We start from the raw sequence: 21,644 nt of genomic DNA, 5'->3' as shown, positions 1-21,644 counted from the left end.
AGGGACAAGGGACCGCGCCCCCCTGTAGGAGCGGCCTTGCGCCGCGAAAGGGCTGCAAAGCAGCCCCGGCAATCCCGAGCCTTACGCCCTTCCAGAACCCTAAAATGGTCTGGATATTCACGACTAATTGGCAGGTAAAAACCAACCATTTATCCGCTATAAAACCCAAGCCCGCAAGCAACCACCAAGGAAGGCAAGCGCTACGGGCAGGCCGGCCCCCTCACTCATTACACTGCATTGCCCAAAAGGGGTTCCATCAATGACCACCACCCAACTACCTGTCTTCATCCGCGAAGTGAAGCAAACCGACCTCCAGCCCTGGCACGACTACTGGTCGCAATACCAGGCCTTCTACCAGGTAGACCTGGGCCCAGCCATCACCGAGTGCACCTGGGCCCGCTTCTTCGACCCGACCGAACCCATGCACTGCGCCGTGGCCACGGACGGCGAACGGCTCTTCGGCTTCGTCCACTATGTGTTCCACCGCTCGACCTGGGGGCGTAACGACTTCTGCTACCTGGAAGACCTGTACGTGTGCCCGAGCGCCCGAGGGCGGATGATCGGCAAGCAACTGATCGAGTTCGTCCAGGACCAGTCCCGGCAGCAGCAGTGCGACCGGCTGTACTGGCATACCCAGGAGACCAACCGGACTGCGCAGCGGTTGTATGACTGGATTGCCGAGAAGCCGGGGGTGATTGAGTACCGGATGCCGCTGGATGTCGTTCACTAAGGCCATTGTGCCTAAGTCCATTGTGAGCAAATGAGGGCGTGGGAGCGGGCTTGCCCCGCGATTGGGACGGTAAGGTCATCGTCGTTGCCTGTACTGACGGGCAGACACCGGCGAAACCGGTGCCATCCCCTGCACGGCTCTTTCAGCAATACGTACAGCTCGTTTCAGCCCTTTCCTCGGGCTGAGGCGGGCGTTGACTGCCCATACGCTCCATCCACAATCTTGCGCATCCACCGAGGCATCCTGCAGCGCATCAATCTCTCTGCCTCTCCGGTATCGAGCCTGGATAGAATCGTTTGAACCATCGCGCCCGTCAGTTGGTGCCTGCCGATATAGAAAAGCGCACACAGCGCCAAGCCGGCCTGACTACCCGCACATTGCAACTTATCCGCAGATACATGCCGCAAGTGGACGACCGCATCACCCACCCGTAGATCACGACTGGAGCCACTGGTGTAGTACATCGGCCGCACCTGAACCTGCGTGCTGAGCCTGAACCGTCGGACTGCTTCGGCCCCATGCACTTGGATGATCTCGCCACGTGCTTTGACCATTGCCATCATCACGGTGACAGGTCCCGGTCGCACCTTGCCCAAATAGGGGCTGCACTTTGGCCGTATGTACACACCTCGCGCCACCCGCTCCAAGGCGCCCGCCCGGACAAGGCGGGCCAGAGCCTTGTCCACGGCGGAGCGTGATCCGAACTTCGTGAAGTGTTGAACAGTGAACGGCTTGCCTCGGGCCAGATAACGAATGTGGCTGGCAATCGCCTGCGCTACCGACACGCTTGCCTTCTCATCGGCTTGGGTTGAAGCCTCCAGCTGGTCAATCTCCCACCCCATGCAACCGCAACGCCCGCTGCGCACATTCTTTCCAGCTCAACTTGCGCCGCTCGGGCACCACCACGGGTAACTCCGCCGCCATCACCACCGGCATATCCCGCATCCGTACCCACGGCTCACTCTGCCAATACAACAGACTCGCCGTATGCCCACCCGGCCAGCACATCCTGCCCAGGCGCGGCAGGTCTTCCAGCGCCGAGTCCTGCCCATCGCGCAGCACCGCCACCACCTCATGGGTCAGCCAGTGCCGCAGGTGGCGGTTTTCCGGAATGTGATGATGGGCCAGCAGGGTATAGGCACCGGACTCGCTGACCATGGTGGTCTCGCTGTACTGGCCGTAGCGCAGCAGTTGCACGGTGCGATGCTGGTCCGGGTCGAGCTTGCGGATGCAGTGTTCGTCGAAGAAGCGCCCGGTCATCCGGCCGAGTTCGTGGGCGCAGAACCAGGCTTGGGATTCGAGCCAGAGGGTGTGGAGGGGACGGTTGTGGCGGGTGAAGAGGGTGGAGGAGTAATGGTTGTCCATGATTGGCCTTCCAGAAATCAGGAGAGCCGTTTCTAACGGGAACGGGATTCCGCTGCGTGAGCGTTCTTAGCGCTCAATCAAACTACCGTGGTTTCCTCTGCTTAAATAGTGTTAGACGTGTAGGACATTTCTCGATTTTGAGGCTCGGACATTAAAAAGGCTGCCAAAAGGCTAATGCCAGTCAGTTAAGAAAAAATGGCGCTTCCCCTAGTTGGGAAAGCGCCGTTTTTTCGTTAGCCTCGTCATCGGTTTGAGGAAGAGGCCGCTCGTTCAGAGGCTTAACTGACTGGCATTAGCCAAAAGGCAGCCTTTCTGGATAGCAGGCGGTCATTCGCTTTTCGGCCAAATCGTCAGTGCCATGTTGGCAAGGACATGGGCTCTGGCTGAAATTGAGACCTCATCCCACGCAAGGGTAGCAATCAAAGGAACATTAAGACGAAGGCTGGTGTTGGCAATCAGCTTGTCTCGCTTCGCTGAAAAATCGCAGTGTTGCGCTGCTCTATTGACGCTGAGGTTCAGCAGCGTCAAGTTGCCCAGTGTTGGGATGCTCTCATACCGTTCCCGAATGAGGAGTTGCCAGGGCGTCAATGTGCCGCCAGAGCGCACAATCACTTCGATATCCGACTCGTCGCTGTCGGCTGCCGCGCTGCCATCCTTCAGTGGCCAGTGGGTGTGCCAACTGCGCGGCAAAATATGGTCGATATCGAGAGCTGATAGGTTTGGTAGTTCTGGCTCTTCGCTTTTAACGGATAGCCGTAAACCGCCCTCCAGCTCCGTTAGCAGTGAACGGGTTTTCGCGGTATCCAGCCGGCCTGGGTACAACGGTGCGCTGACGCAGGCGTTACGGAATTCGGCGTCGTCGGGCCAACGGGAAGCATCTCCGTTGAGTGTACTCAGATAGTCGCCGAGGACTCCGCTGGAGATCCCTGATTTCGTCAGGTGACGTAGCGCACTGAGGAAGATGTTGTTGTAGTTTTTGGGCGTCAGTCCACAGACAGCGCGGCGTACCACGTAGGACGCCAGGCAATTGAACATGCAGGCTTTGTCCGCCTCAGGCACTTGCGCAGTCGAAATCAGCAGGGCCAGCGGGTGGAGCGTCGTGACATCATACGCCGCAATACGACGCCCAAGACGAGCAATGAGGGAGGAGCCGGAGGTGCTGATCAGTTCGCGGTAATGTTCTGCGTATTGGGTCAGGGTCACCAACTGACGGTCTGCGGTTTTGGCTGGAGCCTCGGCTGCGTAGCGCCGGTATTCGTTGTACAAGCGTGACAGATCAATCTCACTGCCCAACTCTGCTTGCAGTGTGGCATGGATCAACCACTCCAGGCGGGGCTTGTTCAGGCGGCCACGACGCTGCTTGGTAGACCAGTAGTCTTCTTCGAACGGTAGCCACTGCTTGTCGTAAAGCGCTTGGGCATCGACTTTATCTTGGTCGGCGCGCATGAAAATGTAGTTGCGGATCAAGTCCGTGGCATGCAGCTCTGCGCCCCGTCCATTGAGCGTTTCAAAAATCACCTGGGCATCGTCCTCGGCTTCCAGCGAAATGCTGACCAGCTTGAGGTCTTGCAACACCGCCATGATGAGGCTTTCTGCATAGGCAGCGGCCAATTCGTTTCCTGAGCGAATCCAGCGTATGAACTCATGGGTAAAGAACCAGATCGCGGCCAGTGCAGGTGGGTGATCATAGTGCTTGCGCAGGCTGCCATGCTGCGTGAAATGGGCCGGGTATTCGCTCCGGAAATCGTCCAGACGCTGGATGCCGAGGCTTTTGATGAATTGGGGGCGGTCGCGGAAGGTCGGCCACAGCTTGTAGCGCTCCATTTTGGGATCGCGCATGGTTTCTTCGTTGTTGTTCTGCATGCAGCCGATCACGCTGGGCTCAAAGGCTTGAATACCGGTAGCACGTAACGCGAGCAGAAGCGAGGCCAGCACGTACTGAAGCGTGGTCAACCGTTGCTGGCCATCAATGATGTGCAGGGTGTCGACCCCCATCAGTCCATCTTTGACTTGGGGTTCGAGGACCACCGCGCCCAGGAAGTGCGGTGTGATGCTCAGGCCGGATACCCGCGCCTGGGCTTTTTCCTGGATGTCCTGCCACAATGCATTCCATTGATTGCGCAGCGTCCACACATAGGCGCGCTGGTAGAACGGTACACAGTACTGGCGGCGGTCTTGAAAAAGCTGGCGCACGGTGAGCGTTTCGGATTTCATGGCGTCCCCTTGGTGGTCTGCGCATTCTGGCTTGTGCGGACCACGGCGTCACTACTTAGCCCTAACACGCGTGCTGCGTGTAATTTGACGTTCTGCTAAATCGGCCCCGGCATGAACCCTTTAGCTGGCGTGAACCCCCGCCTGGGTCTGGCAACCAATTCCCCGGTCGCTGGTCGACGGGAAGAGGCCAGCTGGTTATTCGTCCATTGCCCATTAGCCTGATCTTTCTGAGAACGGGTGGCTGACTTCAACAAGATAGAGTGGCTCGTCGATAGGTTCAGCGGACTAATCCGTACCAGACTGATGTTCATAATTGTGGTGTGAAGGCAACTAGGAAAGAAGGGGATTCAGCTAGATGAGCAAGTACAGCCTTCAAAAGTAAGTTGACGGATTTTTGCTGAGCCACAATAGTTGTTCGATCTTGATGCTTTTTGAGGTCGACTATGCCTTCTGCAAACGAACCGCTACTGGCAGCACTTCAAAACCTTAGCAGAGATCAGATACAACAAGCCGGGCATAGATATACCCCTGGCGTAGATCCTGACGCGCCGAATCTTAGGGTCGAATCACTCTTCTCTGCGATCGAGAACGTCGTTTGCGGAGCGGGAGCACTTGCTAGGTTCGAGTCGACCCTTGGCTCGTTTTCCGAAGCATGGGCGCAAGCCAAACGCTCAAGCCAGCAGCCCAATGTGCTTGAAGCGAAAGTGGCTGATGCACGTGCTTTTCTGACGCCGATGATGAATCGATTGCGTCAGCGCGATGCAACGGCCGGAACAGAATGGGGAGAGCGAATTGCCGGCATTGAGGCTGGGCTGATTGAGGACATGAATCATTGGCGTGACGAGGAGAGCAGGTTAGCTGCTGCTGATAGAGACACCGGATATCCCTCCGCACAGGACAGATTTCGTGACCATATGAGTGCGATTGGTCGCTGCCTGACTGTCGTGGCCAATGAGAGGGAGTACGTTCAGAGTCCAGAATTCAAAGCTCTGTTTGATCCAAAGCTCTTGGTAAGCGGAGCATGGGGGACCGGCAAAACGCATCTGCTTTGCGATGTCACTCAAGAGCGTATTGGTCGTGATCAAGCCACAGTACTTGTCCTAGCCAAGAACTTTGAAGGCAATGTAATTGAAGAAATCTGCTCGCGGATTCAGGCTGACACCGCCGCCGAAGAGGTATTCGACAGCCTTGCCGAGCTGGCCAACGAGTCGGCTGGCAGAACAATATTCATCCTTGAAGGGGTAAACGAAGGGCGCCGGCGAGAATGGCGTGATGCCGTCACTGCGCTCCTACGGCTCGCAGATGATCGCCCGAATATCGGACTAATCGTCACATGCCGCACACCGTTCGAGCCAATTGCCATCGAGCAGAATGATCTAGAGCGATTTCACAAGGTCGTTCACCACGGCTTCGACGATCAAGAGTTCGATGCGCAAGCTGCTTTCTTTCAGTACTACGACTTGCCGTTACCCGAGGTTCCGCTGCTGGATAGGGAGTTCTCAAGGCCGTTAACTCTGAAGCTGATCTGTCAGTCACTTCAGAGTCTGACAGGTAAGAAATTAGCAAAAGGGTTTTCGGGCATCGCCTCAGGTCAAAAAGGTATGACCTTTGTCCTTGAGTCGTTTGTGAAGCGTTTAGGGGAGCCTATTGAGCAAAAGTTTGATCTTGCGACTAAGGGGTGTTGGCTGCTGTTGAAAGGCAGTGATCAGATCAGAGACAGTCGACTCGCGGGGTTTGCACCTTGCATGGCTGCGAACATGCGTAGCTACGTTCGACCCTCTGAGGCTGACCGTATTATCGCGGCCCACTACCCACTCTTGAAACCAGCCAAACGTCGCCAGCTCCTTGAGGCGTTGCGCACAAGCGGGCTCATTGAAGAAGACGCTATCTGGTACTCGTCAAGCTCTGGGTACAAGTCTCGGATTGTTTTGCGGCTTCCTTATCAGAGGTTCAGCGACCACCTGATAGCGCGACACCTACTCAAGTCTCATCTCGATTTCACTTCGATCGACACCATCAAGCAGAGCTTGACGGGCAAAGCCCCGCTTGCGCGCATCTTCAAAATGCGCAACCGATTCCAGTGTGAGTATGCAGAGCCAGGCTGGGCGCAGGCTCTGATCACCGAGTTTCCGGAGCGAGCAGGGAAGCGGCTGCCTGATGGGCAACGAGAGCTGTATTTTGTTTTGCCCAAGCAGGCTCAGAGTTCGAGTGCCTACTTTGAACCATTTGTCGAAGGCATTTTTTGGCGTGATCCCGCGGCTTTCACGGAGGGTACACGCACGGTTATCAACCACTTTCTGAATGCCAACTCACGGACATGGGGGCAGATGGTGGATGCATTGGCTGCCGTCTCAACCAAGCCTAAACACCCGTACCATTCCCGGCGTCTTTACGATTATTTGGCAGGCTTCCAAATGCCGGATCGCGACCTCCAATGGTCGGAGTATCTAAGGCGTCGCTACGCATCGCCGACTATTCACCGGTTACTGATCTGGGCTCAAAAGCTCAATGTTGCTCACATGACGCCTGAGTCGGCTAGAGAGCTGGTCGTATTGCTCTCTCTTGTTCTGACAACCGTGGTTCGACGTGACCGGGACTTGGCAACGAAAGCGCTTGTGATGATTGGGGAGCGGTTTCCGGAGGTGCTGTTTGCTCATGTCGTAACCAGCCTAGAGTTCAACGACCCTTACGTACCAGAGCGAATGCTGGCTGCGGCTTACGGGACAACGATGTCCTTGGTGGACTCTGAATTTGCGGTACCCTTTCGACCACAGTTAGGGGCGCTTGCGAAAATTCTGTACGAGAGTATGTTCGCACCACATGCCCGCCATGCCACCCACCACACGCTTACGCGTGGTTACGCTGTCGGAATCATTAAGCTAGCCATACGTGCTGAATGCGTGGCTCTCCCCGAAAATGCAGCTGCGGACCTTGCCGCTCCGTTCTCGAATACGCCGTCTACATTCGCGAGCAATGGCACGCCTGATCCTGCGGTGACAGAGGCGATCGACAACGCTATTCAAATGGACTTCGGCAACTACACGATGGGGCGGTTGGTCCGTCATCGTGCAAACTACGATGACAAACATCCTGAGTACGTCCGTGTTCGAGCGAAGATCGAGCGGCGCATCTACGACCTCGGGTACCGAGCAGATCGATTCGAAACTGCTGATGGACATATTGGGAGTACATCCTGGCAAGCACGTGACGAAGTAAAGGTGGATCGGTATGGGAAAAAGTATGCGTGGATTGCCTTTTTTGAGATGTGGGGCGAGCGAGAGGCCAACAGAACCCTGCCTGATTGGCGTCTAGAAGAGAGAACTTCTGACTGTGGTGTGGACCCAAGCTTTCCCAAGCGGCCACCCGCATGGATACCGCCGATTCCAGATTTGTTCGGCCGTGTGACAAATAGCGCCAATGCTTGGGTACAAAGCGGTTTCACTCCGAACTGGCATCCCTTGCTCCTAGTCTCGTCAATCAATGGTTGCCAAGGTCCATGGGTCCTTTTGCAAGGGCATGTCCGTGGGGCCGATGAAGCCCAAGATCGAGAAGTTTTCGCTTTCCTACGGGGGATGTTTGTGGCCCGTAAGGAAGTACAGAGTCTTAGGGAAAAGTTTCTTGCTGTGGACTATCCAGGGAACCACACGATCCCCGAAGCTGGTACTGAACACTATCTCTATGCAGGAGAGGCAGGCCGCCGTCAGACCTATGCCCGACACCTACATCAAAGGAACGGGCGTTACCGGCGCCAGGTCGTAGAAGCATTCGAGGAGCATGTGCAGGAGGAACCGAACAAGAGGGGCCCGCGCCCCTCGCTCAGGGTTGAGTTAGTTACCGATGAAGGGAAGAAGCCCCAAATTTCTTTCACCGAGCTACTCGGGCCGAGGCCGAGATTTCGGCGCATTCCAGGCATCCGACTGGAGCTTCCGTTTATTCACTTCGGCTGGGAGTCCTATCATTCGCCGCACAACGATTTCTCAGGTTTTGATCTACCTGCTCCCAGTTTGATTCAGCGTCTTGGATTAGCGAGCAAGAATCGGGAAATCGACTTCTACGATTCTCTGGGCAAGCCTGGAACTCTCTACCGTGAGGATGGCGATTCATGGAAGGGGGACCGGCACAGCCTTCTGTACATTCGTGCGGATCTCCTTCAACGCTACCTGAGCGAAACGCGTCAGGTACTCGTCTGGTGCAATTGGGGAGAACGGGATTGGCTAAAGAAGATGGACGGTCATCAACCCATCAGAGATGGCGCTCGGCAGCAAATTTACCAAGCTCACAAACACATTCATCGCTCGTTCTCTCAATGGTCCGCTAAAGACTCAAGGGTCATATAGAACGCATCTCGCCGGAGATGAAGCAAGGAGGTGTAATTGAATTCGTCCGCCAACTGGTCGGAAGCCGCCCGCTTTAAGCCGCAGCTATCGGTTAGAAGCGGCTGACAGGCGTGACCTGATCACCTGATAGGCGAGGTGCCCGGTGGCTATAATTCTGCTCGCACAAAATCTAGCACATCCTTCTGCAAGGAAGAGCAGCAGAGTCGAGTATGAGTTCAGTTGCGGGGCGTAAAGGCTGAGTCTATTTCACTGATATTCAAAACAAAAAGGGCTGCCAATGGCAGCCCTTTTCTTTGGAGCATCCGTTTCACGCTTATTGAGTAGGTTTCACGGATTAGCGATTTTGAGCGGCCATTTTTCTTAATCCCAGCTCAACGCCCCACCAGTCTGATACTCAATAACCCGAGTCTCAAAGAAGTTCTTCTCCTTCTTCAAGTCCATGATCTCGCTCATCCAAGGGAACGGGTTGGTAGTCCCCGGATACTCTTCCTTCAGACCAATCTGAGTCAGTCGACGGTTGGCAATGAACTTGAGGTAGTCCTCCATCATCGCCGCGTTCATGCCCAGCACGCCGCGTGGCATGGTGTCACGGGCGTATTCGATCTCCAGCTGGGTACCCTGCAGGATCATCTGGGTAGCCTCTTCCTTCATCGCGGCATCCCACAGGTGCGGGTTCTCGATCTTGATCTGGTTGATCACGTCGATGCCGAAGTTCAGGTGCATGGACTCGTCGCGCAGGATGTACTGGAACTGCTCGGCGACGCCGGTCATCTTGTTGCGGCGGCCCATGGACAGGATCTGGGTGAAGCCGCAGTAGAAGAAGATGCCTTCCAGGACGCAGTAGTAGGCGATCAGGTTGCGCAGCAGCTCTTTGTCGGTCTCGACGGTGCCGGTGTTGAACTCCGGGTCCGAGATGGCGCGGGTGTACTTCAGGCCCCAGGCGGCTTTTTTCGCGACCGATGGGATCTCGTGGTACATGTTGAAGATCTCGCCTTCATCCATGCCCAGCGACTCGATGCAGTACTGGTAGGCGTGGGTGTGGATCGCCTCTTCGAAGGCCTGGCGCAGGATGTACTGGCGGCACTCGGGGTTGGTGATCAGACGGTACACGGCCAGGGCCAGGTTGTTGGCCACCAGGGAGTCGGCGGTGGAGAAGAAGCCGAGGTTGCGCATGACGATGCGGCGCTCGTCTTCGGTCAGGCCGTCCATGCTCTTCCACAGGGCGATGTCGGCGGTCATGTTGACCTCTTGCGGCATCCAGTGGTTGGCGCAGCCGTCGAGGTACTTCTGCCAGGCCCAGTCGTACTTGAACGGTACCAGCTGGTTGAGGTCGGCGCGGCAGTTGATCATGCGCTTTTCGTCAACGGCGACACGGGCCGAGGAGCCTTCCAGCTCGGCCAGGCCTTCAGCGATATCCAGGGCGTCCAGCGCAGCCTTGGCGCGCTTGACGGCGTCGGAGTCGGCGGCGGTGGCGGCACGGGCTTCCAGGGCGGCGGCACCGCCGGCGCTGTCGAGCTTGTCGAGGGTGGTGGCGGCTGCGGCCTGCGCGGGGGTGTTGCCTTTGGCGGCGACTTCACCGTCTTCTTTGTCGAATTCGTCCCAGCTCAGCATGGTCCTGGCTCCTGCTAGAGGGTTGCGCGGGGCAACCGGTTGGATTTTGAAGTGATGCCTGTACGGCGCGACGCCAACAGGCGCTGCGGCAAGCAGTGAGAGCGGGCTCTCGTCACGTTTGAAGGTGTTCGGGTCGGCGCCTGGCCTGCACTCGGGCGAGGGGGCAGGGCACCTGGAAGCTGTACGGCAACGATAAAACCTGCGGTGTGGCCCGGGGGGGCTTGCTTCACGCAGTCGATCATTGGCTCATCCCTTTTTGGGGCCGCGAAGTATACCGGAAATCACTTTGGATCGGGGCGGCGCAGGAGGCGCAAGGCGGTAAATTTTCGACCTGCATTACGTGCTTCCGTTCACTGGATACCGGTGGTTCGTCACGGGGTAAGAGTCTAGCCCTAAATGGGATTAGATCCTATATGTAGTGTGATTTTTTTTGTTTGGCGCTACATGTGGTGTTTTGATCTTGGTCAGGGCCTAGGGGGTGTATTGCCTGTAGGGGCCCTATCGCGGGGCAAGCCCGCTCCTACGTGCCGTTCCCACGCACCGCTCCCGCAGGGGGATGTCGGGGCGCAAAAAAATGCCGCCTCAGCCACCCGTGAGGGCGATTGAGGCGGCATCTTCAGCTCAGCGCTGCGAAGGCCTTATTGGCAGGCTTCGCAATCCGGCTCGTCGATGGCGCAGGCCTTCGGTACCGGGGCAGGGCCCGCGGCCTGGACCGGGGCGCTGTCGCCGCCGCTCGACACGGCGTTGAGCTTGCCGGTGTTGATGGTCGACTTCTCGGTGCTGGTCGCGGCCAGGGCACGGAGGTAGTAGGTGGTCTTCAGACCACGGTACCAGGCCATGCGGTAGGTCACGTCCAGCTTCTTGCCCGAAGCGCCGGCGATGTACAGGTTCAGCGACTGGGCCTGGTCGATCCACTTCTGGCGACGGGAGGCGGCATCGACGATCCACTTGGTCTCGACTTCGAACGCGGTGGCGTACAGGTCTTTGAGCTCTTGCGGGATACGCTCGATCTGCTGCACGGAACCATCGTAGTACTTCAGGTCGTTGATCATCACCGAGTCCCACAGGCCGCGGGCCTTCAGGTCGCGGACCAGGTACGGGTTGATCACGGTGAACTCGCCCGACAGGTTCGATTTCACGTACAGGTTCTGGTAGGTCGGCTCGATGGACTGCGACACGCCGGTGATGTTGGCGATGGTCGCGGTCGGCGCGATGGCCATGATGTTCGAGTTACGAATACCTTTTTGCACGCGCTCGCGCACCGGTGCCCAGTCCAGGCTCTCGGTCAGGTCGACGTCGATGTACTTCTGGCCACGGGCCTCGATCAGGATCTGCTGGCTGTCCAGCGGCAGGATGCCCTTGGACCACAGCGAACCCTGGAAGGTCTCGTAGGCGCCGCGCTCGTCGGCCAGATCGCAGGAAGCCTGGATCGCGTAGTAGCTGACCGCTTCCATCGACTTGTCGGCGAACTCGACGGCAGCATCGGAGCCGTACGGGATGTGCTGCAGGTACAGCGCGTCCTGGAAGCCCATGATGCCCAGGCCGACCGGGCGGTGCTTGAAGTTCGAGTTACGCGCTTGCGGCACCGAGTAGTAGTTGATGTCGATCACGTTGTCGAGCATGCGCACGGCGGTGTTCACGGTGCGTTGCAGCTTGGCGGTGTCCAGCTTGCCATCGACGATGTGGTTCGGCAGGTTGATCGAGCCCAGGTTGCAGACCGCGATCTCGTCCTTGTTGGTGTTCAGGGTGATCTCGGTGCACAGGTTCGAGCTGTGGACCACGCCCACGTGCTGCTGGGGCGAGCGCAGGTTGCACGGGTCCTTGAAGGTCAGCCATGGGTGGCCGGTCTCGAACAGCATCGACAGCATCTTGCGCCACAGGTCTTTGGCCTGGATGGTCTTGTACACCTTGATCTTGTTGTACTCGGTCAGGGCTTCGTAGTACTCGTAGCGCTCTTCGAAGGCCTTGCCGGTCAGGTCGTGCAGATCAGGCACTTCCGACGGCGAGAACAGGGTCCACTTGCCGTCATCGAAGACGCGCTTCATGAACAGGTCGGGGATCCAGTTGGCGGTGTTCATGTCGTGGGTACGACGACGGTCATCACCGGTGTTCTTGCGCAGCTCGATGAATTCTTCGATGTCGAGGTGCCAGGTTTCCAGGTAGGCACACACGGCGCCCTTGCGCTTGCCACCCTGGTTCACGGCAACGGCGGTGTCGTTGACCACTTTCAGGAACGGCACGACGCCTTGCGACTTGCCGTTGGTGCCCTTGATGTACGAGCCCAGTGCACGTACCGGGGTCCAGTCGTTGCCCAGGCCACCGGCGAATTTCGACAGCATGGCGTTGTCGTGGATCGCGTGGTAGATGCCCGACAGGTCGTCCGGGACGGTGGTCAGGTAGCAGCTGGACAGCTGCGGACGCAGGGTACCGGCGTTGAACAGGGTCGGGGTCGAAGCCATGTAGTCGAAGGACGACAACAGGTTGTAGAACTCGATCGCACGGGCTTCTTTATCTTTCTCTTCCAGGGCCAGGCCCATGGCCACACGCATGAAGAACACCTGCGGCAGCTCGAAGCGCACGCCATCCTTGTGGATGAAGTAGCGGTCGTACAGGGTCTGCAGGCCCAGGTAGGTGAACTGCTGGTCACGCTCGTGGTTGATCGCCTTGCCCATGCGCTCCAGGTCGTAGCCTTTCAGTGCAGGGTCGAGCAGCTCGAACTCGACGCCTTTCTCGACGTAGGCCGGCAGGGCCTTGGCGTACAGGTCGGCCATCTCGTGGTGGGTGGCACTGTCGGCGACATTCAGGAAGCCCAGGCCTTCGGCGCGCAGGGTGTCCATCAGCAGGCGGGCGGTGACGAACGAGTAGTTCGGCTCGCGCTCGACCAGGGTACGGGCGGTCATCACCAGGGCGGTGTTGACGTCCTTCAGGGCGACGCCGTCGTACAGGTTCTTCAGGGTTTCGCGCTGGATCAGGTCGCCATCGACTTCGGCCAGGCCTTCGCAGGCTTCGCTGATGATGGTGTTCAGGCGGGCCATGTCCAGAGGCGCGAGGCTGCCGTCGGCGAGGGTGATGCGGATGCTTGGGTGCGGCTCGACCACGCTGTCGGCGTTGGAGCGGGTAGCGCGCTCTTTGGCACGCTGGTCGCGGTAGATCACGTAGTCGCGGGCGACTTTCTGCTCGCCGGCGCGCATCAGGGCCAGTTCGACCTGGTCCTGGATTTCTTCGATGTGGATGGTGCCACCCGATGGCATGCGACGTTTGAACGTGGCGGTGACCTGCTCGGTCAGGCGCGCGACGGTGTCGTGGATGCGCGACGAGGCGGCGGCGGTGCCGCCTTCAACTGCGAGGAACGCCTTGGTGATGGCAACGGTGATCTTGTCGTCGGTGTAGGGGACGACAGTGCCGTTGCGCTTGATCACGCGCAGTTGGCCGGGGGCGGTGGCAGCCAGATCCTGGTTGGATTCGGCCTGCGGCGCCTTGGCCTGCGGGTTCTCGCGAGTTGTGTCGGTTTGCATGGGTGGGTGTCTCCACAGTTTCTAGTTTGTTCAGGCGCCTTGTTGGGGCGCCCACCGTTCCGTCCACTTGCTCGATGGCCCGGGCGGGGAGGCGTCATGCACGCGCACACGCCCGCTCGGGCTTACCGACTTCGGGACAGACTCAGGAATAAGGGGCAATAACCTGCCGCTCCCTGGCCGAAGTCAAAGGTTCTGGGCGTACCCAAAATCTGTTGCTGATGAGTGGCAAGGCACCGCCTGCAACACTCATACCCGAACAAGGCCGTCGGCGGCTTGCCTCGGTCGCCCTCCGCAGGAGCGGTTTGGCTGTTGAAATCACGTTAAGTTCAGTCGGTAAATTCGCTTGAATTTGCCTGGCGACTTGTGTTTGTGATTTTGCGCGAAACCCAACATCTAGTGGTTCGCTGCGATAGGGATACAAGATAATGCGGTCTCGGGGGCTTTGCAAGGTGAGCGCCTGTGGATAACTTGTGGGTACTTTGTGAGTGATCCGTGGGTATTCGCTGTAGGCCTTGTCCCAAGAGGTTTGCACTATTTTTTGTCTGTGCTACGCCGTCGCGCAGTTTTTTTCGGGCGCGCACCCTATCACAAAAAACGGTTCAGTCGTGGGGCGTTCTGGGTGGTTGGCAGGGGTGGGGGCGGGACGTAGTATCCGGGGCTGATGTTGCGCTTTGGTGAAGGCGGTTTTTCGCTGGAATCAAAGGGTTGTGCTGGCCTCATCGCGGGGCAAGCCCGCTCCCACGTTGCCATACGAGGCCATGCGTGGGAGCGGGCTTGCCCCGCGATAAGGCCGGCACGGACAACACAAGGCCAGACAATAACCAGAAGAAGGGGAGGCCATGGACCAGCCAATCAACCGCATCCTCATCGTCGAGGACGACCAGCGCCTCGCCGAGCTCACCGCCGAGTACCTCCAGGCCAACGGCTTCGAGGTGGCGGTGGAGGGCGATGGTGGCCGTGCCGCCCGGCGCATCATCGACAGCCAGCCAGACCTGGTGATCCTCGACCTGATGCTGCCCGGCGAGGACGGCCTGAGCATCTGCCGCCGGGTGCGTGGCCAGTACGCCGGCCCCATCCTCATGCTCACCGCTCGCAGCGACGAGCTGGACCAGATCCAGGGCCTGGACCTGGGCGCCGACGACTATGTGTGCAAGCCGGTGCGCCCGCGCGTGCTGCTGGCGCGCATCAACGCCCTGCTGCGCCGCAGCGAGGCCCCGGAGCGGCGCCAGGAGCTGAGCTTCGGCCCGCTGCACATAGACAGCCGCCAGCGCGAGGCGCGCCTGAGCGGCCAGTTGATCGAGCTGACCGGCGCCGAGTTCGACCTGCTCTGGTTGCTGGCCAGCAACGCCGGGCGCGTGCTGTCCCGCGAGGAGATCTTCACCTCGCTACGCGGTGTCGGCTACGACGGCCAGGACCGCTCCATCGATGTGCGCATTTCCAAGATCCGCCCCAAGATCGGCGATGACCCGATCACCCCGCGGCTGATCAAGACCCTGCGCAGCAAGGGTTACCTGTTCGTCGGCGAGGCGCCATGAACTCGATCTTCCTGCGCATCTATGGCGGCATGCTCGCGGTGCTGGTGCTGGTGGCCGTGCTCGGCGTGCTCAGCCTGCATCTGCTCAACGAAATCCGCGCCGGCCAGCACCGCGAGCGCCTGGCCCAGGGCACTTTCAGCCTGATGGCCGACAACCTGGCGCAACAGAACGCGGTGGAACGCACCCGTTCGCTGGTGATCTGGGAGCGCCTGCTCGGCGTGCCGCTGGACCTGCAGCCGCTGTCGGCGTTCACCCTCGACGGCGGGCAGCGGGCGCGGCTGTACCGCGACCTGGTGCTGGTGGAAAAGACCGGCCCGCATGCCGCCCGGGTGTTGCGCCGGGTCGGCCACGAGGACCTGCTGCTGGTGGCCGAGGTCAAGCAGATCAGCGAGCAGCTGGCCCGCGCCACGCTTTATCTATTGGCCGATGAACTGGTGCGCTATCCGGTGACCGAGCAGCAGGCGCGTCTGGCGCAGCTGCGCCAGAGCAAGGGCTTCGGCTTTGACATCGCCCTGCAGCGTATCGAGCGCGCCGCCCTGGACGACGACCAGCGCCGCCGGGTGGAGGAGGGCGACACGGTGATGGCCCTGGGCCGGGACGGCGATTCGATCCGCGTGTTCGCGGGGCTGTCCGGTTCGCCCTGGGTGCTGGAGATCGGCCCGCTGTACCAGCTCAACCCGTATCCGCCGCAGTTGCTGATCCTGATCGCCTTCCTCGGCCTGTGCCTGATCGGCCTGGTGGTCTACCTGCTGGTGCGCCAGCTGGAGCGGCGTGTGTCGGGCCTGGAGGTGGCGGCCACGCGCATCGCCCAGGGCAGTCTCGATACCCGCGTGCCGGCTGGCGACGCCGACTCGGTGGGGCGTCTGGCCGAGGCCTTCAACGGCATGGCCGAGCACCTGCAGCGCTCATTGACCATGCAGCGCGAGCTGGTGCGGGCGGTGTCCCACGAATTGCGCACGCCGGTGGCGCGGCTGCGCTTCGGCTTGGAGATGATCGAGAGCGCCAGCACCGATGAGGCCAGGGCCAAGCACCTGGCCGGCATGGACGGCGATATCCAGGACCTGGACAAGCTGGTCGACGAGATGCTGACCTACGCCCGCCTGGAGCAGGGCGCGCCGGCCCTGCATTTCCAGGTGGTGGACCTGGACGAGCTGCTGGCGCGGGTGATCGAGGAACTGGCGCCGCTGCGGGCCGAGGTGCGGGTGGTACGCGGGGTGTGCCACGGGCTCGATGGCGGTGACGCCCGGGTCGAGGCCGAGCCGCGCTACCTGCACCGGGCCCTGCAGAACCTGGTGCGCAATGCCATGCGCCATGCCGAATCGCAAGTGCGGCTGAGCTACCAGATCGGCCAGCAGCGTTGCCGCATCGATGTGGAGGATGACGGCCCCGGAATTCCCGAAGGAGTGTGGCACCGCATCTTCACCCCGTTCACCCGTCTCGACGACAGCCGCACCCGGGCCTCGGGCGGTCATGGGCTGGGGCTGTCGATCGTGCGGCGGATCATCTACTGGCACGGCGGCCGCGCCCTGGTCGGGCACAGCGAGCAACTGGGCGGGGCGTGTTTCAGCCTGAGTTGGCCGCGTGAGCAGCCGCGGGACTAGACGCTGATCAGGCTGAGCAGATGGCCGTCCTGCTGGCAGAACTGGCCATCGAGTTCGACACCATGGCGCCACTCGGCCGACAGGTCGGTGAGCAGGCGCAGGCGGGCATGGCCGTCGGCGGACCAGGTCAGCAGCTCGGCGTGCTCGAAATAGAAGCGCTGCCGGGTGAGTGGGTAGAGGGTCTTGAACAGGCTTTCCTTGAGCGAGAAGGTCAAGGTCACCGCCAGGGCCTGCTGGCGGTGGTCCAGACGCTCCAGCTCGGCGGGCGTTAGGATCTCCCCGGCCAGGCGTTCGGCGCGCTCTTCGCTGAGCAGGGTTTCCTGGTCCAGGCCCAGGCCACGGCATTGGCCGTCGGCTGCGACAACCGCGGCGGCCCAGCCTTGGCCGTGGGTGATCGAGCCGTGGATGCCGGCGGGCCAGATTGGCGAGCGGTCTTCATGAGGGGTGGGAACGTAGCTTCGACCATCGAGAATCCGCAGTGCCTCGCGGGCGCAGACCCGACCGGCCAGGTACTCGGCCTGGCGCTTGGCCACCGAGCGTTGCAGGCTGGCGGTCTGCTCGATGCCGGCGCGCTGGAAGTCGTCGGCGGCCAGGCGGGCCGGGTCGAAGGCGCAGCTGACCAGCACCGCGCCGGGGACCGGGCGGGGCAGGGGCCAGTGGTGCTGGAGCGGGGCGCAGCAGGTGGGGAGTCTGTTCATGGCGGGTATTGTGCCAGCCTGGTGACTGGTGGTGGAGCAGATATTTGGGGCTGCTTTGCAGCCCTTTCGCGGCACAAGGCCGCTCCTACAAGGGCATGCGGTCTCCTGTAGGAGCGGCCTTGTGCCGCGAAAGGGCCGCAAAGCGGCCCCGGCGATCATCAGTCGAACGCGTCTTTCAAGAACGCCTGCATATCCTTCCAGGAGCTCTCGTCAGCCGCCTTGTCATACCCGATATCCGGCCCGCCATGCCCCCCATGCCCCAACCGATCCGCATCCGGGTTGGTAAACCCATGCTTGGCCCCCGGAATCCCGACGAACTTATAGTCGGCCTTGGCCGCATCCATCTCCGCCTTGAACGCCGCCACCTGCTCCGGGGTGACCATGCTGTCGGCCTCGCCGTGCTCCACCAGGATCTTCGCCCGGATCACCCCGGGCTTGGCCGGCGTCTGGGTCACCAGCGCACCATGGAAGCTCACCACGCCATCGAGCTTCTCGCCCCGGCGCGCCGCATCCAGCACCACCTTGCCGCCAAAGCAGTAGCCGATGGCCGCCAATTGGTGCTTGTTGGTGTTGGGCTGGATCTTCAACAGCTCAAGCCCGGCGTCGAAGCGCCGGGCAGCGGCTTTCGGATCCTTCATCGCCGCCGCCATGAACGCCTGGGCGTCGGCGGGGTGCTCGGTGTTCTTGCCGTCGCCGTACATGTCGATGGCCAGGGCGTTGTAGCCCAGCGCCGCGAGGTCGCGGGCGCGGCGCTTGGCGTAGTCGTTCAGCCCCCACCATTCATGCACCACCACCACGCCCGGGCGCTTGCCCTCGAGGGCGTCGTCATAGGCGTAGTAGCCGATCAGGCGCTTGCCGTCGGCATCCTGGTAGGGAATCTCGCGGGTCTGCACCGCCGCCTGGACAAGGCTGGCGCTGCACAACAAGGCCAGGGCAAGCAGGGTACGCATGGTCGAGCTCCTTCTTCGGTTCGTTCAGCCAAGGTTCAGGCCGGGTTCAGCAGGGGTTCAGGGCGCCCTCCCTACTCTAGCCCCCAGACAGCAACAACGCATCCAACCCGGAGTACCTGAATCATGAAAACCCTCAACACCCTGATTGCCGCCATGGCCGTTTGCGCCGCCGGCCTCACCAGCGTTGCCCAGGCCGATGACAACTTCGCCAGCCTGACCTACGGCCAGACCAGCGACAAAGTCCGCAAGTCCGGCCTGCTGCAACGCAACACCGACGGCCTGAACGCCGACGGCATCATCGGCAAGGACAGCACCTGGGGCGCGCGCCTGGGCAAGATCAACGACCAGGGCCGCTACTACATCACCTACGACAACGTCTCGGGCGATCACAGCGGCGTCAAGCTGCGCCAGGAGAACCTGCTGGGCAGCTACGACCTGTTCCTGCCGGTGGGCGATACCACCAAACTGTTCGGCGGCGGCAGCCTGGGCATGACCAAGCTGACCCAGGATTCGCCGGGCGCCCGCCGCGACACCGACTACGGTTACGCCGTCGGCCTGCAGGCCGGTGTGATCCAGGAAGTGACCGACAACACCTCGGTGGAGCTGGGCTACCGTTACCTGCGCAGCAACGCCGCCACCGAGATCGGCGCCCACGGCGGGCCGAAGGACGGTACCCTGCGCCTGACCAGCAGCGCGCAGACCTACCTGGCGGCTACCTACAAGTTCTGAGGTCGCTGTTATCCTGTGCCGGCCTCTTCGCGAGTAAACCTGCTCCCACAGGTGGTGCACAACCCTGTGGGAGCGGGTTTACCCGCGAAGAGGCCGGCACAGGGCATTCCCATTGAAAGGAGATCCACATGAAATTGCTGGTGGTCGAGGACGAGGCGCTGCTGCGTCATCACCTGTTCACCCGCCTCGGCGAGGGCGGCCATGTGGTGCAGGCGGTGGCCAACGCGGAAGAGGCCTTGTACCAGGCCGAGCAGTACAACCACGACCTGGCGGTGATCGACCTGGGCCTGCCGGGCATGAGCGGGCTGGATCTGATCCGCCAGCTGCGCAGCCTCGGCCAGACGTTCCCGATCCTCATCCTGACCGCCCGCGGCAACTGGCAGGACAAGGTCGAGGGCCTGGCTGCCGGCGCCGACGACTACGTGGTCAAGCCGTTCCAGTTCGAGGAGCTGGAGGCCCGCCTGAACGCCTTGCTGCGCCGCTCCAGCGGCTTCACCCAGTCGACCATCGCTGCCGGGCCCCTGGTGCTTGACCTCAACCGCAAGCAGGCGACCCTGGACGAGCAACCGCTGGCGCTGACCGCCTACGAATACCGCATCCTCGAGTACCTCATGCGTCATCACCAGCAAGTGGTGGCCAAGGACCGCCTGATGGAGCAACTGTACCCGGACGACGAGGAGCGCGACCCGAACGTCATCGAGGTGCTGGTCGGCCGCCTGCGCCGCAAGCTCGAGGGCGACAACGGCTTCAAGCCGATCGACACCGTGCGCGGCCTGGGCTACCTGTTCACCGAGCGCTGCCGATGATCCGTTCGCTGCGGGTGCGCCTGATGCTGGCGGCGGCGTTGCTGGCGCTGCTGTTCATGCTGGCGCTGCTGCCGGCCTTGCAGAAGGCCTTCAGCCTGGCGTTGCAGGAGTCGATCGAGCAGCGCCTGGCCTCGGACGTGACCACCCTGATTTCGGCCGCGCGCATCGAGCGCGGCCAGCTGCAGATGCCGGCGCTGCTGCCGGACGAACGCTACAACCTGCCTTACACCGGTCTGCTTGGCTACATCTTCGACCGCCAGGGCACGTTGGTGTGGCAGTCGCGGGCCACCCGTAACCGCAATATCAACTATCACCCCCGCTATGACGGACGCGGCAACGAGTTCGCCCGCATTCACCAGGACGACGGCGACGAATTCTTCGTCTACGACGTCGAGGTCAAGCTGCTCGGCGGCAAGAGCGCGGCGTTCAGCATCGTCGCCCTGCAGCCGGTGCGTGAATACCAGGACACCCTCAACGGCCTGCGCGAGAAACTCTACCTGGGCTTCGGCGCGGCGCTGCTGGCGTTGATGGTGCTGCTCTGGGCCGGCCTGACCTGGGGCCTGCGTTCATTGCGTCGGCTCAGCTCCGAGCTCGACGATGTGGAGAGCGGAGCCAGAGATGGGCTGAGTCGCGAGCATCCACGCGAGCTGCTGCGCCTGACCGGCTCGCTCAACCGCCTGCTGCGCAGCGAGCGCGAGCAGCGTCAGCGCTACCGCGACTCGCTCGACGACCTGGCCCACAGCCTCAAGACCCCGCTGGCGGTGCTGCAGGGCGTTGGCGAGAGCATGGAGCAGGGCGACCGCGAACAGGCGCGGGTGCTGCAGAGCCAGATCGAGCGCATGAGCCAGCAGATCGACTACCAGCTGCAGCGCGCCAGCCTGCGCAAGAGCGGCCTGGTGAAGCACCAGGTCGAGCTCAAGCCGTTGCTCGACAGCCTGTGCAGCACCCTGGCCAAGGTCTATCGCGACAAGCGCGTCGAGGTCAGCCTCGATATTCCGGCCCTGGCACGGGTGCCGATGGAGCAGGGCGCCTTGCTGGAGTTGCTGGGCAACCTGCTGGAAAACGCCTACCGGTTATGCCTGGGGCAGGTGCGGGTCAGCCTGCAGCAGTCGCCGGGGCTGCTGCAGCTGTGCGTCGAGGACGACGGGCCGGGCGTGCCGCCGGATCAACGCGAGCGGATTCTCGAACGCGGCGAGCGGCTGGACCGCCAGCACCCGGGGCAGGGGATCGGGCTGGCGGTGGTCAAGGACATCATCGACAGCTATGACGCCGAGCTGAGCCTGGGTGATTCGCCGTTGGGCGGGGCTGCGTTCCGTATCGCGTTCCGACTCGATTGATTCTGCCTTTCCAGTGCAGGGGGCGGTGCGTGGGAGCGGGCTTGCCCCGCGATACCGGCGAAGCCGGTGCCATCCGGCCCGGGCCTCATCGCGGGGCAAGCCCGCTCCCACCGGAAAGTCCCACTGAATACCTCTGAGGCGGATTCCCGCCAACCTGCCCTGTACGATTTCCGCCATCGGGCGGAAATCCGCCATTTCCTACGGGGTTCTTCGCCC

The 21,644-nt window shown here is 61.1% G+C and carries 14 protein-coding genes; 7 read left to right on the top strand and 7 right to left on the bottom strand.

Features of this window, described 5'->3' with window-relative positions; genetic code table 11:
• Nucleotides 1-259: 259 nt before the first annotated feature.
• Nucleotides 260-730, top strand: a complete 471-nt coding sequence (locus NMG10_RS17340; RefSeq protein WP_254464792.1) for a GNAT family N-acetyltransferase — start codon at nt 260-262, stop codon at nt 728-730.
• A gap of 164 nt (nt 731-894) precedes the next feature.
• Here the strand turns inward: NMG10_RS17340 and NMG10_RS17335 are convergent, their stop codons facing one another.
• From NMG10_RS17335 to NMG10_RS17325, 3 genes are all read right to left on the bottom strand, one after another.
• Nucleotides 895-1,572: a DUF6088 family protein gene (locus NMG10_RS17335; RefSeq protein ID WP_254464791.1), complete on the bottom strand. Its 678-nt coding sequence runs from the start codon at nt 1,570-1,572 to the stop codon at nt 895-897.
• Nucleotides 1,556-2,095, bottom strand: a complete 540-nt coding sequence (locus tag NMG10_RS17330) for a Bro-N domain-containing protein (RefSeq protein WP_254464790.1) — start codon at nt 2,093-2,095, stop codon at nt 1,556-1,558. The genes NMG10_RS17335 and NMG10_RS17330 overlap by 17 nt, the downstream gene beginning before the upstream one ends.
• Nucleotides 2,096-2,422: 327 nt before the next feature.
• Nucleotides 2,423-4,309 carry a DUF262 domain-containing protein gene (locus NMG10_RS17325; RefSeq protein ID WP_254464789.1) on the bottom strand — a complete coding sequence of 629 codons (1,887 nt, stop codon included), beginning with the start codon at nt 4,307-4,309 and terminating at the stop codon, nt 2,423-2,425.
• A gap of 443 nt (nt 4,310-4,752) precedes the next feature.
• Here NMG10_RS17325 and NMG10_RS17320 point away from each other — a divergent pair, with 443 nt between their 5' ends.
• On the top strand, nt 4,753-8,646 hold the full coding sequence (locus NMG10_RS17320; RefSeq protein WP_254464788.1) for a hypothetical protein: 3,894 nt from the start codon (nt 4,753-4,755) through the stop codon (nt 8,644-8,646).
• A 360-nt stretch (nt 8,647-9,006) separates the two neighbouring features.
• Here the strand turns inward: NMG10_RS17320 and NMG10_RS17315 are convergent, their stop codons facing one another.
• Complete coding sequence (locus NMG10_RS17315; RefSeq protein WP_050704266.1) at nt 9,007-10,257, bottom strand: ribonucleotide-diphosphate reductase subunit beta; 1,251 nt, start codon at nt 10,255-10,257, stop codon at nt 9,007-9,009.
• A gap of 638 nt (nt 10,258-10,895) precedes the next feature.
• Complete coding sequence (locus tag NMG10_RS17310) at nt 10,896-13,772, bottom strand: ribonucleoside-diphosphate reductase subunit alpha (protein ID WP_254464787.1); 2,877 nt, start codon at nt 13,770-13,772, stop codon at nt 10,896-10,898.
• Between the two features lie 839 nt (nt 13,773-14,611).
• On the opposite strand from NMG10_RS17310, the gene NMG10_RS17305 reads away from it, so the two are divergent.
• Nucleotides 14,612-15,307 (top strand): response regulator, encoded by a 696-nt coding sequence (locus NMG10_RS17305; protein WP_186733819.1) that lies wholly within the window; start codon nt 14,612-14,614, stop codon nt 15,305-15,307.
• Nucleotides 15,304-16,908, top strand: a complete 1,605-nt coding sequence (locus NMG10_RS17300) for an ATP-binding protein (protein ID WP_254464786.1) — start codon at nt 15,304-15,306, stop codon at nt 16,906-16,908. Before NMG10_RS17305 ends, NMG10_RS17300 begins: the two co-directional genes overlap by 4 nt.
• Here NMG10_RS17300 and NMG10_RS17295 read toward each other — a convergent pair.
• Nucleotides 16,905-17,606, bottom strand: a complete 702-nt coding sequence (locus NMG10_RS17295; protein ID WP_254464785.1) for a 4'-phosphopantetheinyl transferase — start codon at nt 17,604-17,606, stop codon at nt 16,905-16,907. The two genes, NMG10_RS17300 and NMG10_RS17295, sit on opposite strands and share 4 nt — an antisense overlap.
• A gap of 158 nt (nt 17,607-17,764) precedes the next feature.
• Entirely contained in the window at nt 17,765-18,556 is a 792-nt protein-coding gene (locus NMG10_RS17290) for a dienelactone hydrolase family protein (protein ID WP_254464784.1), read from the bottom strand.
• Between the two features lie 123 nt (nt 18,557-18,679).
• Here NMG10_RS17290 and NMG10_RS17285 point away from each other — a divergent pair, with 123 nt between their 5' ends.
• The 3 genes from NMG10_RS17285 (at nt 18,680) to NMG10_RS17275 (ending at nt 21,428) form a co-directional block, all read left to right on the top strand.
• Nucleotides 18,680-19,285: an outer membrane protein gene (locus NMG10_RS17285; RefSeq protein ID WP_050704272.1), complete on the top strand. Its 606-nt coding sequence runs from the start codon at nt 18,680-18,682 to the stop codon at nt 19,283-19,285.
• A 128-nt stretch (nt 19,286-19,413) separates the two neighbouring features.
• On the top strand, nt 19,414-20,091 hold the full coding sequence (locus NMG10_RS17280; protein WP_028690933.1) for a response regulator: 678 nt from the start codon (nt 19,414-19,416) through the stop codon (nt 20,089-20,091).
• Nucleotides 20,088-21,428, top strand: a complete 1,341-nt coding sequence (locus tag NMG10_RS17275) for an ATP-binding protein (RefSeq protein WP_232856697.1) — start codon at nt 20,088-20,090, stop codon at nt 21,426-21,428. The genes NMG10_RS17280 and NMG10_RS17275 overlap by 4 nt, the downstream gene beginning before the upstream one ends.
• Nucleotides 21,429-21,644 lie beyond the last annotated feature (216 nt).

Source organism: Pseudomonas sp. DVZ6, assembly GCF_024259445.1.
Taxonomy (GTDB): domain Bacteria; phylum Pseudomonadota; class Gammaproteobacteria; order Pseudomonadales; family Pseudomonadaceae; genus Aquipseudomonas; species Aquipseudomonas peradeniyensis.
The sequence above is the reverse complement of the archived record's forward strand: the minus strand, read 5'-3'. Positions and strand labels throughout refer to the sequence as shown.

What these genes read in the sequence shown, in the direction of transcription:
- NMG10_RS17340 (WP_254464792.1), top strand. Translation starts at nt 260, where the DNA reads ATGACCACCACCCAACTACCTGTCTTCATCCGCGAAGTGAAGCAAACC.
- NMG10_RS17285 (WP_050704272.1), top strand. Translation starts at nt 18,680, where the DNA reads ATGAAAACCCTCAACACCCTGATTGCCGCCATGGCCGTTTGCGCCGCC.
- NMG10_RS17335 (WP_254464791.1), bottom strand. Translation starts at nt 1,572, where the DNA reads ATGGGGTGGGAGATTGACCAGCTGGAGGCTTCAACCCAAGCCGATGAG.
- NMG10_RS17290 (WP_254464784.1), bottom strand. Translation starts at nt 18,556, where the DNA reads ATGCGTACCCTGCTTGCCCTGGCCTTGTTGTGCAGCGCCAGCCTTGTC.
- NMG10_RS17320 (WP_254464788.1), top strand. Translation starts at nt 4,753, where the DNA reads ATGCCTTCTGCAAACGAACCGCTACTGGCAGCACTTCAAAACCTTAGC.
- NMG10_RS17310 (WP_254464787.1), bottom strand. Translation starts at nt 13,772, where the DNA reads ATGCAAACCGACACAACTCGCGAGAACCCGCAGGCCAAGGCGCCGCAG.
- NMG10_RS17280 (WP_028690933.1), top strand. Translation starts at nt 19,414, where the DNA reads ATGAAATTGCTGGTGGTCGAGGACGAGGCGCTGCTGCGTCATCACCTG.
- NMG10_RS17305 (WP_186733819.1), top strand. Translation starts at nt 14,612, where the DNA reads ATGGACCAGCCAATCAACCGCATCCTCATCGTCGAGGACGACCAGCGC.
- NMG10_RS17325 (WP_254464789.1), bottom strand. Translation starts at nt 4,309, where the DNA reads ATGAAATCCGAAACGCTCACCGTGCGCCAGCTTTTTCAAGACCGCCGC.
- NMG10_RS17295 (WP_254464785.1), bottom strand. Translation starts at nt 17,606, where the DNA reads ATGAACAGACTCCCCACCTGCTGCGCCCCGCTCCAGCACCACTGGCCC.
- NMG10_RS17315 (WP_050704266.1), bottom strand. Translation starts at nt 10,257, where the DNA reads ATGCTGAGCTGGGACGAATTCGACAAAGAAGACGGTGAAGTCGCCGCC.
- NMG10_RS17330 (WP_254464790.1), bottom strand. Translation starts at nt 2,095, where the DNA reads ATGGACAACCATTACTCCTCCACCCTCTTCACCCGCCACAACCGTCCC.
- NMG10_RS17275 (WP_232856697.1), top strand. Translation starts at nt 20,088, where the DNA reads ATGATCCGTTCGCTGCGGGTGCGCCTGATGCTGGCGGCGGCGTTGCTG.
- NMG10_RS17300 (WP_254464786.1), top strand. Translation starts at nt 15,304, where the DNA reads ATGAACTCGATCTTCCTGCGCATCTATGGCGGCATGCTCGCGGTGCTG.